Source organism: Candidatus Thiothrix putei (genome assembly GCA_029972225.1).
Classification (GTDB): Bacteria; Pseudomonadota; Gammaproteobacteria; order Thiotrichales; family Thiotrichaceae; genus Thiothrix; species Thiothrix putei.
The window spans coordinates 715,657-728,823 of sequence record CP124756.1 but is presented as its reverse complement, the minus strand read 5'-3'; the positions used below and the strand labels follow the sequence as shown (position 1 = coordinate 728,823).

The 13,167-nt window shown below is 49.9% G+C and carries 16 protein-coding genes; 10 read left to right on the top strand and 6 right to left on the bottom strand.

Annotated elements, in window-relative coordinates:
* Positions 1-22 precede the first annotated feature (22 nt).
* Entirely contained in the window at positions 23-757 is a 735-nt protein-coding gene (gene hisA, locus QJT81_03810; GenBank protein WGZ95126.1) for a 1-(5-phosphoribosyl)-5-[(5-phosphoribosylamino)methylideneamino]imidazole-4-carboxamide isomerase, read from the top strand.
* An 84-nt stretch (positions 758-841) separates the two neighbouring features.
* Here the strand turns inward: hisA and QJT81_03805 are convergent, their stop codons facing one another.
* Positions 842-1,990 carry an aminoglycoside phosphotransferase family protein gene (locus QJT81_03805; GenBank protein ID WGZ95125.1) on the bottom strand — a complete coding sequence of 383 codons (1,149 nt, stop codon included), beginning with the start codon at positions 1,988-1,990 and terminating at the stop codon, positions 842-844.
* A 62-nt stretch (positions 1,991-2,052) separates the two neighbouring features.
* A complete protein-coding gene (locus QJT81_03800) occupies positions 2,053-2,442 on the bottom strand; it encodes a hypothetical protein (GenBank protein ID WGZ95124.1) in 390 nt (129 codons plus the stop codon).
* 196 nt (positions 2,443-2,638) lie between these two features.
* Between QJT81_03800 and hisF the strand changes: the two genes are divergently transcribed.
* From hisF to gpmI, 7 genes are all read left to right on the top strand, one after another.
* A complete protein-coding gene (hisF, locus tag QJT81_03795) occupies positions 2,639-3,412 on the top strand; it encodes an imidazole glycerol phosphate synthase subunit HisF (GenBank protein ID WGZ95123.1) in 774 nt (257 codons plus the stop codon).
* A gap of 5 nt (positions 3,413-3,417) precedes the next feature.
* On the top strand, positions 3,418-3,942 hold the full coding sequence (locus QJT81_03790; protein WGZ95122.1) for a hypothetical protein: 525 nt from the start codon (positions 3,418-3,420) through the stop codon (positions 3,940-3,942).
* Positions 3,943-3,960: 18 nt separating this feature from the next.
* The gene (locus QJT81_03785) at positions 3,961-4,281 is read left to right on the top strand and encodes a phosphoribosyl-ATP diphosphatase (protein ID WGZ96445.1); all 321 of its coding nucleotides are present in this window, start codon (positions 3,961-3,963) and stop codon (positions 4,279-4,281) included.
* 16 nt (positions 4,282-4,297) lie between these two features.
* The gene (gene tatA, locus QJT81_03780) at positions 4,298-4,540 is read left to right on the top strand and encodes a twin-arginine translocase TatA/TatE family subunit (protein WGZ95121.1); all 243 of its coding nucleotides are present in this window, start codon (positions 4,298-4,300) and stop codon (positions 4,538-4,540) included.
* Positions 4,541-4,567: 27 nt separating this feature from the next.
* Positions 4,568-4,867: a Sec-independent protein translocase protein TatB gene (gene tatB, locus QJT81_03775; GenBank protein ID WGZ95120.1), complete on the top strand. Its 300-nt coding sequence runs from the start codon at positions 4,568-4,570 to the stop codon at positions 4,865-4,867.
* Positions 4,851-5,888, top strand: coding sequence for a twin-arginine translocase subunit TatC (gene tatC, locus QJT81_03770; GenBank protein WGZ95119.1), 1,038 nt, complete (start codon positions 4,851-4,853; stop codon positions 5,886-5,888). The genes tatB and tatC overlap by 17 nt, the downstream gene beginning before the upstream one ends.
* Positions 5,889-6,109: 221 nt before the next feature.
* Positions 6,110-7,657, top strand: coding sequence for a 2,3-bisphosphoglycerate-independent phosphoglycerate mutase (gene gpmI, locus QJT81_03765; protein WGZ95118.1), 1,548 nt, complete (start codon positions 6,110-6,112; stop codon positions 7,655-7,657).
* A 56-nt stretch (positions 7,658-7,713) separates the two neighbouring features.
* Here the strand turns inward: gpmI and QJT81_03760 are convergent, their stop codons facing one another.
* Positions 7,714-7,995, bottom strand: coding sequence for a hypothetical protein (locus tag QJT81_03760; protein WGZ95117.1), 282 nt, complete (start codon positions 7,993-7,995; stop codon positions 7,714-7,716).
* A gap of 90 nt (positions 7,996-8,085) precedes the next feature.
* On the opposite strand from QJT81_03760, the gene QJT81_03755 reads away from it, so the two are divergent.
* Positions 8,086-9,495 (top strand): IS66 family transposase, encoded by a 1,410-nt coding sequence (locus QJT81_03755; protein ID WGZ95116.1) that lies wholly within the window; start codon positions 8,086-8,088, stop codon positions 9,493-9,495.
* Here QJT81_03755 and QJT81_03750 read toward each other — a convergent pair.
* The 3 genes from QJT81_03750 to QJT81_03740 form a co-directional block, all read right to left on the bottom strand.
* Positions 9,450-10,055 carry a hypothetical protein gene (locus QJT81_03750; protein ID WGZ95115.1) on the bottom strand — a complete coding sequence of 202 codons (606 nt, stop codon included), beginning with the start codon at positions 10,053-10,055 and terminating at the stop codon, positions 9,450-9,452. The genes QJT81_03755 and QJT81_03750 overlap by 46 nt on opposite strands.
* 194 nt (positions 10,056-10,249) lie before the next feature.
* On the bottom strand, positions 10,250-11,305 hold the full coding sequence (locus tag QJT81_03745) for a transposase (protein WGZ95114.1): 1,056 nt from the start codon (positions 11,303-11,305) through the stop codon (positions 10,250-10,252).
* A complete protein-coding gene (locus QJT81_03740; GenBank protein ID WGZ95113.1) occupies positions 11,250-11,909 on the bottom strand; it encodes a hypothetical protein in 660 nt (219 codons plus the stop codon). Before QJT81_03740 ends, QJT81_03745 begins: the two co-directional genes overlap by 56 nt.
* Positions 11,910-12,044: 135 nt before the next feature.
* On the opposite strand from QJT81_03740, the gene QJT81_03735 reads away from it, so the two are divergent.
* Positions 12,045-13,100 carry a transposase gene (locus QJT81_03735; protein WGZ95112.1) on the top strand — a complete coding sequence of 352 codons (1,056 nt, stop codon included), beginning with the start codon at positions 12,045-12,047 and terminating at the stop codon, positions 13,098-13,100.
* The last annotated feature ends 67 nt before the right edge of the window (positions 13,101-13,167 follow it).

The window sequence follows — 13,167 nt, the reverse complement described above, 5'->3', positions numbered from 1 at the left end:
CAACCCAACCAAGGATGTGACTATGCTACTGATTCCCGCAATTGATTTGAAAGACGGCCAATGCGTGCGCCTGCGCCAAGGTCGGATGGATGACACCACCGTGTTTGCCAGCAACCCCGTCGATGTCGCCCAACGCTGGGTCGATGCGGGCGCACGCCGTCTGCACCTAGTCGATTTAAACGGTGCATTTGCAGGCAAGCCGGTGAATGGCGACGTGGTTCGTGCGATTGCAGCGCGTTTCCCGAATGTGCCGGTACAAATCGGCGGCGGTATCCGCGATGCAGCCACCGTAGCGGCGTATCTGGAAGCGGGCGTGCACTATTGCATTATCGGCACAAAAGCGGTGCAAGAGCCGCAGTTCGTCATCGACTTGTGCCAGCAATTCCCCGGTCACATTATTGTTGGCATTGACGCCAAAAACGGCATGGTGGCAACCGACGGTTGGGCAGAAGTGTCCTCGGTTTCGGCGATTGAACTTGCCAAGCAATTTGAGCAAGCCGGTGTCAGCGCGATTGTTTACACCGACATTGCCCGCGATGGCATGATGACGGGGGTGAACGTGGATGAAACCGCCAAACTCGCGTCTAGCATTAGTATTCCTGTTGTCGCTTCGGGCGGTGTCACCAATATGGATGATATTAAGGCGTTGTGTGCGGTAGAAGATCAGGGAATCATGGGGGCAATCTTAGGGCGGTCGATCTACGAAGGGACGATTGATTTGGCAGAAGCCCAACGCTACGTTAACGAATTGTCCTAATTTATCCAGAAACAACACAGAGGGATGTGCGAACATCTCTCTGTTTCAAGTCAAGCAGTTTCAAAAATTACCGTTGTGCGCTGCCTATAACGTTTCCAAGTGTTTTGCAACCTGCATAAACCACGGGGTCAGTGCCGCCACCAAGGATTCACGCTGCGCCCAATCCGCTGCTCGGTAGCACAAACGCTGGGCTTGCGGCAGGGTTACACCGATGTAGTCATGCGCTAAAATTTCCTGCATATCCCACCACTCATCCCCCTCTTTTTTATAGAGGATCAAACCCAAACGGGCAGCACAATGCAACACCCCCGCAATGCAGGCATAGCGGTACGCTGCCTCCAAAGAAGCCCCATCCGCAAACTGTGGCAGGTATTCCGCCAACAACGCCTGCTCCGTCTCCGCACAAAACGGCACACTTTCATCGCACAATAGCCAGACCAGATCATCCAAACGGTTACGCGCCCCACAATTTTCCCAGTCAAACCAATACACTTGACCTGCGGTATTGACCATCGCGTTACCGGGGCGGGCATCCCATTTGACGAAACGGGGTTTGAGGGGCAGTAAAATGTCGTGAATGTCCTGCGTGGACAAGGGAGGCGCGGGGATTTTTAGTGCTTCGCCCATTTTGTGGACTTGGCGGATATGGCGCTGAATCCAGTATTGTTCAGCCCCCAACAATGGCACGGCTTGATCCAACCCAGCACGTTCGGCAGCCTGATGAATAGCCACCAAACTACTTAAGGCGGCGGATAATAAGGTTTCACAGGTTGGGCGGTCAGCGGTTGCCAAGCGGTGCGACAGGCTGTCACCTTGCAGTGACTCCTGCACCAACACAATGCCGTTAAAGTAAAACAACTCCGGCACGGGGGCAGCTTGTGGGTGCAAATGGTGCAGTACCTGCGCTTCCAGACGCGCACACCCATGCTCGGTACGGAAACTGGCAATGGCTACCCGCCCACTTTCCCAGATGACTCGGCACGCGCTGCGCTCTTCACCACCGAGAAACTCAATCTGTACGACCACGCCACCGAGATTGTCTTCGCATAATCTTGCCAGCGTGTCACAAAAGTAAGGGCGGGACTGCCAAGACCTGACACGCGCAGGGGATGAAGAGGGTTGGTTGGTGGGGGGGCGGCCATTAAGGGGAATAGTGGCATCAGACCAATACTGTACGGGGGTTTCATCATGACCGGCGATATACATGCCGAAATGAGTGGGGAAATCGCTCATACATCAATAACCTTGGGAGAGAGGAGGAGAAGCCCTCCCATCTCAAGAGGAAAAGCTAGTAATTACTTGCAGCCAGCTTTCTTGCCAGAGCCAGCTTTCTTGCCAGAGCCAGCTTTCTTGCCAGAGCCAGCTTTCTTGCCAGAGCCAGCTTTCTTGCCAGAACCAGCATTGCCGCTGTTACCACAGCTACCATAGTTGTCTTTGCCAGAACCAGCTTTCTTGCCAGAACCGCCTTTCTTGCCAGAACCAGCTTTCTTACCAGAACCGCCTTTGCTGCCACCAATATTACCACATTGCTGTTCAGCAATATTGCCCCACGCAGAGGGTGAACCGTGCGGGTTAGAGCCACAACTTGGCATAGAGCCAGTGTTGTTGCCGCATGAACCTTGGGAAGGGTTGGAAGTAACGGGTGCTGTAGTGTTGCAGCCTGTGCTTGTAACATTAAAAGTCATGATATAAGTCCTTTTACAGAGTTCCAAAAATCAACCTCTGGATAGGCTTGATTTCTTAGCCACATCCATTGGCTCAAAAGATGTCACAGAAACGTCATGCTCAACCAATCAAAGCAGGATAAACGCCAAAGCATTGCCTACCAACGGTCAATCAGCATAGGATACGGGCTTGAATTCTTAACGACAGGCCAATCTCATGGGCTTAGCCAAACGCATTATCCCCTGCCTTGATGTGAACAACGGTCGTGTTGTCAAAGGCGTGAACTTCGTCGACATCCGTGACGCGGGCGACCCGGTGGAAATCGCCGCGCGTTACAACCGTGAAGGCGCGGACGAAATCACCTTCCTCGACATTACCGCCAGTTCCGACAACCGCGATACCATCGTACACATGGTCGAAGCGGTTGCCTCGCAAGTGTTTATTCCGCTCACCGTTGGCGGCGGCATTCGCAAGCCCGAAGACGTGCGCCGCATGTTGAATGCGGGTGCGGATAAAGTCGGCATTAACACCGCTGCGATTACCAACCCCGATTTGGTACGCGAATGCACTGACTATTTCGGTTCGCAATGCATCGTGGTGGCGATTGATGCCAAGCGCGTCAATGAACCGGGCGAACCGGATCGCTGGGAAGTCTTCACCCACGGCGGGCGCAACCGTACCGGCATTGATGCCGTGGCATGGGCAGAAAAAATGGCGCAATACGGCGCGGGTGAATTGCTGGTCACGAGCATGGATCGCGATGGCACGAAAGTCGGTTTCGACCTCGGTTTAACCCGTGCGATTACGGATCGCGTAGGCATTCCGCTGATCGCTTCCGGCGGGGTTGGCAATTTGCAACATTTAGCCGATGGCGTACTCAAAGGCGGAGCGGATGCGGTGCTTGCTGCGAGTATTTTCCACTTTGGTGAATACACCGTGAGTGATGCTAAACGCTACATGGCAGCCCAAGGCATTGAGATGAGGCTGTGAATCTGATGGCAGCAGCACCCGCGCAAATCCAAATTCGCTATATTCAGGAAGAAGACCGCATCCTGATGCGCATGAATACTGTGGCTAATGAAGAATTTCGTTTCTGGCTAACGCGGCGATTTCTGGTTCGCCTCTGGCCAGTTTTGCAGGAGTCGCTGATGTCATCCCCTGCGGTCAAACAGCACAGCGATTACAGCTCCCGCCAAGCGATTGTCGCGTTTGAACACGAACGGGCGCAAAGCAAAGCCGCGTTTAATAACCCCTTCCGTGAAACCGACAACCTGCCGTTGGGCAAAGACCCGTTGCTGGTGGTGAAAGCGGGCTTTCGTCACAAAGAGAACGGCGCGTTGCAAATTGCTTTCAAAGACAACCATGATAAAGGTGTCGATCTCAACTTGAGCAACGAGCTATTGCACTTGCTGTGCAAGTTATTGGACGATGCGGCACAACAATCCGACTGGAAAATGACGGCTTTGTTACCAAACATTACCGAAACCGCTTCATCAGTCGCCGCACACCAATTGAATTAGGTATACTCCAGCCCCATGATGAATGATAACGTACTTGCACAACTTGCCGAGGTGCTGGAAAGCCGCAAACAAGCGGAGCCAGACAGTTCTTATGTTGCCAAACTCTACGCCAAAGGGCTGGATGCGATCCTGAAAAAGATCGGCGAAGAAGCCACCGAAACCGTGATGGCAGCCAAAGACGGCGAAAAAGACAAAATTGTGTATGAAGTTGCAGATTTGTGGTTTCATACATTGGTATTACTGGCACAGCAGGGCTTACACCCCGATGCGGTACTGGAAGAATTAGCCCGACGCTTTGGCGTCTCCGGTCTGGTCGAAAAAGCCAGCCGCACACATTAACTTAAGGAGAAACGAAATGGGTTTAGGTGGCATCAGTCCTTGGTCATTATTACTGATTCTGGTCATTATCCTTCTATTGTTTGGCACTAAACGCTTACGCAATATGGGGAGTGACCTTGGTGAAACCTTCAAAAACTTCAAAAAGTCCATGAAGGACGGGCAGGAAGAAACCTCAGAACAAGTCCCACAACAACCACCGAACAATATCCCCGGTGGACGTGTAATCGATGCGGAAGCAAAAGAAAAAGACAAGGTGTAACCCCGATACTCATGCTAGGGTCATACCATGTTTGAAGCCAGCTTCTTTGAAATGCTTGTTGTCGGGGTCATTGCCTTATTGGTGATTGGCCCCGAACGTTTGCCCGGTCTTGCTCGCAAAGCTGGGCGTTTGCTTGGCAAAGCACGTGCCTTTATTGCCACTACCCGCACCGATATTGAGCGCGAGTTACGCACTGAAGAAATGCGCAGCATGTTGAGCAAACAGGAAGAAGAAATTCGTTCTTTGCGTGATCTGATGCAACAAAACACCACCGACGTTCGCCACAGTATTGAAGACGCCACCAAGCCACATGACGAAAAATCCTAACACGCCTCACTCCGAAGGCGAGGAACTCGGTTTCCTGCAACACCTGCTGGAATTACGTGACCGTTTATTGCGCATGGTGCTAGCAATTGGCATTGTGTTTTTGATTCTGATGCCATTTGCTCAAGATTTATACAACCTGTTATCGGATCCGCTGGTTCGGCATTTACCAGAAGGACAAAAACTGATTGCTGTCGGTGTAGCCTCACCCTTCTTTATCCCTTACAAACTCGCATTGATGGTGGCGTTTGTGTTGGCATTGCCTTACGTGCTGTATCAAGTGTGGGGATTTATTGCCCCCGGACTGTATCAGCACGAAAAGAAAATTGTCACACCGCTATTACTCTCCAGCGTGGCACTATTTTATACCGGCATGGCATTTGCCTATTTCTTAGTACTGCCGATGATGTTTAGCATCCTTCCAGGCTTCGCTCCCTCTAATGTCGATGTTACCCCGGATATTGCCGAATACCTCGATTTCGTCATGATGATGTTCATGGCATTCGGCATTGGCTTTGAAATGCCGGTAGCGACCATTTTATTAATCACCACTGGCATCACTAGTCGAGAAACCCTTAAACAATCAAGACCGTATGTAATAGTCGTCGCTTTTATCGTCGGCATGTTTTTAACGCCACCCGATGTGCTATCACAGGTGATGTTAGCTGTGCCCATGTGGTTACTGTTTGAAGTGGGTTTGCTTGCCAGCCGCCTGTTTGATCAACGCATTGCCGAAGCGAACGCGGAAAAAGAAGACCGCGAGAAACTCGAATACCAACGTGAAATCAAACCACCAGCAGCACCCACGACTACAGCAGCGGCAACAGGTGCAGCAGTGACAACTGCCTGGGAAAATGATCAGTACATTTTCGAGGAAACTGCTCCAGTCCAATCTACCGATGATGAAGCTTTCCGCCCCTTGACTGATGAAGAAATGGAAGCTGAATTAGAACGCATGGATGCCGAATTCAAACGCATGGAAGAAAACTTCCGTCAGCAGGAAGAAGACGGCAAATCAAGCTGAGTGGGCATTCAACATATTGTCTTCGTCACTTGGCTCAACCGGGTCAAACACGTCGCGGAAGCTGGCATAGCTGGCTCCCGTGACTACCGGAATCAACACCTATTACGTGACAGTTCATTGACGAGAGTAACGTTTTTTACAAGTCCATTCCACAAGCCAAATTAACTGATTACCTGTTACAATGCATGACTTCACGACAGACTGTATGATGAGAGCAAACAGTGAAACCAAGACACCCAAACGTACCTCGCCGTAAAACCATTCTGGTGATTCTGGATGGTTTCGGCGTTAACCCCAGCAAACGCTTTAATGCGGTACACGAAGCCGACACGCCCAATTTTGACCGCTATTTCGGCAGTTACCCCCATACCACGCTGCAAGCATCAGGGCGTGCTGTGGGGCTACCGGATGGGCAAATGGGCAATTCCGAAGTCGGGCACATGACCATTGGCTGTGGCACAATTTTACGTCAGGATTTGGTGCGTATTGAAGATGCGATTGAGGATGGCAGTTTCTACAAAAACCATTCCCTGCTGAATGCGCTGGAAAGTGCCAAAGCCGACAAACGCCCACTGCATTTACTCGGTTTAGTGTCGGACGGCGGCGTACACAGCCACATGACACACATTATCGCCCTACTGAAAGCCTGCATGGAACACAATGTAAAGCCGGTGTTGCATGTCATTACCGACGGGCGTGACACCGCACCTAAAATTGCCAAGCAATTTATCCAGCAAATCCAGCGGGTGATGGAAATGACCGGCGGTGAAATTGCCACCGTCACCGGTCGCTTTTACGCAATGGATCGGGATAACCGCTGGGAACGCACCAAACTCGCGTGGGACGCGATGGTGCAAGGCATCGGCACACCCGCCAGCAGCGCCTTGCAAGCGGTGGATGATGCGTATGCCGCTGGGGAAACCGACGAATTCATCAAACCGCGCATTATGCCGGGTGCTGAACGCATCCAAAGCAATGACACCGTGCTGTTTTTCAACTTCCGCAATGACCGTCCGCGCCAGATGGCGAAAGCCTTAGCTGACCCGGACTTTGCCGATTTTGACCGGGGTGAATTTGAGCCGGTTTCGCTCACCACCATGACGGAATACGACAAACGCCTGCTTGCCCCCGTCATTTTCTCACCCGAACGCCCAGCAACCAACTTGGCGCAAACCATCAGTTTAGCGGGCTTGAAGCAACTGCATTGTGCAGAAACCGAAAAATACGCCCACGTTACCTTCTTCTTCAATGGCGGGCGCGAACGCACGTATGCGGGCGAAGAGCGTATTGTCATCCCCTCACCCAAGGTGGAAACTTACGACGATCAGCCGGAAATGAGCGCGAAAGAAGTCGCTGACACCATTATCAGTGCGATTGAGCAGGACAAATATTGCTTCATCGTGGTGAATTTCGCCAACGGTGACATGGTAGGTCACACCGCTGTCCCCGGTGCAGTGATTAAAGCCGTAGAAGCACTGGATCGTGAAGTCGGGCGCTTATTGGATAGCGCAGTTGCTCACAATTACTCGGTGATTTTGACCGCTGACCACGGTAACTGCGACGAATACATCGACCCGTTGACTGGCGAACCCAATACCCAGCACACCGTTTACCCCGTGCCATGCCTCATTATGGATAAATCCAACTGGCGGCTATCGACTGAAGGCGGCTTGAGCAATCTTGCGCCGACGGTATTGCACTTAATGGGGCTGCCCAAACCGGATGGGATGAAAGGCAAATCGTTATTGCTGGAAGAATTACCACGTTAACACTCACTGCTAAAATGCCTCTTATGTTTTCATAGGAGGCACTATCCAAACATCAATTACGCCTGCTGCAATAAACCATTCAACACCTTCAAATTACGCTGCAAATAGCAGGTATTACCACTCAAGTGCGCGTAAGCTGTACTTTGGCGAGCATAATTGATTGCGGCTTGTATATCCCCTCTGACTAACATTTTCTGATGTAAATGCGAAGCTAATTCACTAGCAGTTACCCAATTTTTACCCTCCACTTCTATATCAAGATTCTGCTGGGCTGTGAAAGCCTCATCATCAGAATTAGCTGAGGTATCAAGCACAATATCTATACCAGATTTAAGCATAAATGTACTACACCCGGACTGTTGGACACGGATCAACTCTTGAATTTTTGTAACTACTCAGTCTCCTAAAAAATCAGCTACACTATCGATATGAACCAGCTACCCCGCCCAACACGAGAAAGTCTCCAGCAGTTAAGCCACGCCGAATTGGTGGAGTTAGTGTTGACGCTTTTTGACCGTATTGATCAGTTGACCGCCCGCGTGAATGAGCTGGAAGCACAGCTCAACAAAAACAGTAAAAATTCACACAAGCCCCCGTCATCGGATGGACTGAAACGCCAACCCGCACAGCCGCGTCAGCTTGGACAACGCCCAAAAGGTGGCCAGCCAGGTCATAAAGGGCATAGCCTCGTGATGCACCCATCACCCGATCACGTGGAATATTACGGTGTTGCCGGGCATTGCGACTGTGGTTTGCCGCTAACCGAAGCCCTGATTGAGACAGGTGAATGTCGGCAACAGTGGGACATTCCCGAACCCCAAATCGTGGTCACGGAACACCGCCAACTGATTTGCACGTGTGGTTGTGGCAAGGTTCATAAAGGCGAATTCCCGGCAACACTCGCCCCTTACATCAGTTACGGCGCACGTTTAAAGGCCTATACGGTGGGTTTGGTACAAGGTCATTTCATTTCGCTGTCACGGGCAAGCGAGATTGTATTCGACCAATACGGTGTTAAGCCTTCCGATGGCAGTGTGCAGCACTGGATCGGTCAGGCGAGTGAAAACCTGACGGCCACTTATACAGCTATTCAGAACACCATTAGTAGCAGCGACGTGGCTCACTTTGATGAAAGCGGAATGCGGGCGCAAGGCAAAACCCAATGGTTGCATGTAGCCGCAACACCCGAAGCCGTTTACTACACTGCCCATGCACGGCGCGGATACGAGGCCATGACAGCGGCGGGAATCCTGCCGGTATTCCAAGGCGTTGCGGTTCATGACCATTGGAAACCGTATTTCCGCTTTGATCAGGTGGTACACAGCCTTTGTGGGGCGCATCTGCTGCGGGAGTTGAACTACTTTGATGAAACCCTCAAACATCAATGGCCTGCACAACTCAAACAGGTCTTGATTGATGCTAAGACCGCAGTGGCTGAAGCAAAAGACGCGCAACAAACGGCATTGTCGCTGGAGCAAATGACTGAACTCAAGCAACGTTATGACCAATGGGTGAATCACGGACTGTTGATTTTCCCTGAACAACCTAAAATCAACCCTAAACAAGGCAAAGCCAAACAAGACCCCGCCAGAAACTTGTTATGCCGTCTACGTGACTTCAAGGATTCGGTGTTGCAGTTCATTCAGCGGTTTGATGTACCGTTTGACAACAATTTGGCTGAACGAGCCGTTCGACCCGTCAAAGTTAAACTCAAGGTGGCGGGTGGATTCCGCGCAATGGGCGGTGCGGAGGCTTTTTGTGTTATCCGTTCCGTGTGGGAAACCGACAAGATTCAGGGGCGAAATCCGTTTGAGTCTCTCAGAGCGGTTTTTGGATAGACTGAGTAGTTACGAATTTTTTGCCAATCTTCATAAAACTTACGCTTAAAGTTTTGGACAAAATACTCGCGCACCGAGACAGGCATTTCAAGAAACTCCCCTTGTGCACTGACAGTCAACAAATCTAAGTGCCCTAAATTCTGTTTCAATTGGTTAATTCTTGATGATTTAATATTACGTAGTGGCAAGAAAACCTTAGGAAATGGGCGAGTCAATCCAGAACCTTTATAAGACAAAGCAATACGTTTTAATAAGTCCTCTATCACTTCTGTAGACAGATGATAGGAATCAGCCATACTCAGTAGATAAGCTAATGCAAGTTCAGGTGTTCTACTAAGCCATTTTTCATAAGCAGCGAGTATACGGCGTGTAACACGACCATCCTCTTTCTTGTCAAGCCAAACAGGAATGGTATCAAGTTTTGATAAATCATTGGCACATTTTTTACTTAAATAATTGCCCAATAGAGCCAGTGTTAGTGGATGATGTTCAAATAAGGCCGATACTTTGATCAAATCATCGGGTAGCCCTTTAACACCTTTCTTGTGAGCGACTTGCAAAATCCGACAAACTGAGTTGCTCAATTTTCAGCATTGACCGAACGCCGCATATTCAGCCGATTTTTTACTCAATTTGACCAACGAAACCTGAGCTTTTTCAGTTTTACCGTAACTTTTGCTAAATTTCACCCATACCGATGCGACTGCTCCTGTTTTTCAGTCAGTCTTCCCGTGTTTTTTCAAAACCAGTCGCCTTATAACAAGACACGCATCAGTTGATCAGCACTCAACACCAAAATCCCAAACATCAGGTGGCTGTAAACTTTTTGTGCGCCTTGCACCCACACATTCCGACCACCAAATTCATCCTTCAGGCGGGCATTGGTTCGTTCTACGGTGCTGCGAATTTTGTAACGCTCGGCATCAGCAGGTTCAAACGCTTCTTTCTGTCCGCCGCGAGGATTGTGATCAATCAGAGGGACATGCCCCAGATGACGGCTGTATTCGTGCAAATCAGCACTGCAATAGGCTGCATCCATCAGGTCGTAGAGACTGGTGACACGTTGGGCACTGATTTGAGAGAGTGGGATGGCTGCCCCGCTGTCGTGAAAGGAGGCGGAAGACAGAATGGCTGCTATCGGGACACCACAATCGGCGGTATCGATATGCAGTTTGTAGCCGTTCCAACTGTGCTTGTAGCCTTGGGCATTCTTCTTCGTCCCCCGGTTACACTGAACCGGTATCTCATCGAGTGCTTGCTGAAGTGACTGTTCCCGTTGGCGCTGAATCCGTGTTTGCCCTTGTTTTTTCTTTGGCTTTTCCTCGGCAACAGGCCGTTCACGTGCCTCAATGGCTGTTGAATCCCGACACAGGTGGCCGATCAGCGCATCGCCCAAATACGTTTTCACCAACGTTTCATGCACACGTTCCGCTAAACGCTGTTCAGCAAATTCAGCGAAGGCACGTGAAAAGGTGGATTCGGAAGGCAGTTTCTTGGTCAGGGGAAACCCGCAGATGCGTCGCAGGGAGCGATCGTTTTGCAGCCGGTCAATGAGTGCTCGCGTATTGACAATATTGAGCACGCTTTTGGCGACAAAAGCATTGGCAAACCAAGATCGCTCCGTCGCTGGCCGTCCAGACCCATCACGAAAAGAGCGCACAAAATCTTCAATGCGCGTCAGCTCCAGTACGTGAATGAGTTTTTCAAGCTTGGGGGTCAATGTGCCAAAGGCATCATTGAAGCAAGGTAGTATTTCAATTTGCAGCAAACTCCAGCGTTGTGCAATCAGGGCGCGTTCGGTAGAATTCATAGCGTGGGCTTAATGGTTGTTTTGACGCTTCTATTATCGCCGAAAACGGCAGCCCACACTTCTTTTTTCCTTCAGATGAAGGAAGGTTCACGCTGAAAATGTAATTTTGCAAGTGGCTCTTGTGTAACAGTGCAGCTCCATTTTTGAATGAGAAATTATTAAGTGTCAGGTGATAAACCGCAGAATGCTTCCATTCTTGCATATTGGCAAATGACCGAGTTATTAAGAGACACAATCCTGCATTTACCGAAGCGAGCTGTTTTAAAAACATATCAAAACAAATATAGGAATCACCATCATTGATAGTAGAAGCATTATCCAACATACTCTCAGGTATATTATCAAGAATCAGTAAAACTTTTGTATGCTGCAAGCGTTTGATCAGTAAATTTACCTTAGTCAAACAATCATGATGACTGAAATCAGGCTCTTCCAACCATTCAAGCATATGGTCAATAAAAACAGCGAACACCCCATGAAAGGGAAATTTTTCAACCTCATGAGAAAATCTCCAATGATAAATTGGCACATTATCATTGTTTGGCGCACCATATTGTAACCAATGTTGAATCAGTAGTGTTTTACCTACACCACTTGAACCCATCACCCAAACAATATTAGAGCCACTTGCAAAATTACATTTTCAGCGTGAACCTTCCTTCATCTGAAGGAAAAAAGAAGTGTGGGCTGCCGTTTTCGGCGATAATAGAAGCGTCAAAACAACCATTAAGCCCACGCTATGAATTCTACCGAACGCGCCCTGATTGCACAACGCTGGAGTTTGCTGCAAATTGAAATACTGCCTTGCTTCAATGATGCCTTTGGCACATTGACCCCCAAGCTTGAAAAGCTCATTCACGTACTGGAGCTGACGCGCATTGAAGATTTTGTGCGCTCTTTTCGTGATGGGTCTGGACGGCCAGCGACGGAGCGATCTTGGTTTGCCAATGCTTTTGTCGCCAAAAGCGTGCTCAATATTGTCAATACGCGAGCACTCATTGACCGGCTGCAAAACGATCGCTCCCTGCGACGCATCTGCGGGTTTCCCCTGACCAAGAAACTGCCTTCCGAATCCACCTTTTCACGTGCCTTCGCTGAATTTGCTGAACAGCGTTTAGCGGAACGTGTGCATGAAACGTTGGTGAAAACGTATTTGGGCGATGCGCTGATCGGCCACCTGTGTCGGGATTCAACAGCCATTGAGGCACGTGAACGGCCTGTTGCCGAGGAAAAGCCAAAGAAAAAACAAGGGCAAACACGGATTCAGCGCCAACGGGAACAGTCACTTCAGCAAGCACTCGATGAGATACCGGTTCAGTGTAACCGGGGGACGAAGAAGAATGCCCAAGGCTACAAGCACAGTTGGAACGGCTACAAACTGCATATCGATACCGCCGATTGTGGTGTCCCGATAGCAGCCATTCTGTCTTCCGCCTCCTTTCACGACAGCGGGGCAGCCATCCCACTCTCTCAAATCAGTGCCCAACGTGTCACCAGTCTCTACGACCTGATGGATGCGGCCTATTGCAGTGCTGATTTGCACGAATACAGCCGTCATCTGGGGCATGTCCCTCTGATTGATCACAATCCTCGCGGCGGACAGAAAGAAGCGTTTGAACCTGCTGATGCCGAGCGTTACAAAATTCGCAGCACCGTAGAACGAACCAATGCCCGCCTGAAGGATGAATTTGGTGGTCGGAATGTGTGGGTGCAAGGTGCGCAAAAAGTTTACAGCCACTTGATGTTTGGGATTTTGGTGTTGAGTGCTGATCAACTGATGCGTGTCTTGTTATAAAGCGACTGGGTTTGAAAAAACACGGGAAGACTGACTGAAAAACAGGAGCAGTCGCATCGGTATGGGT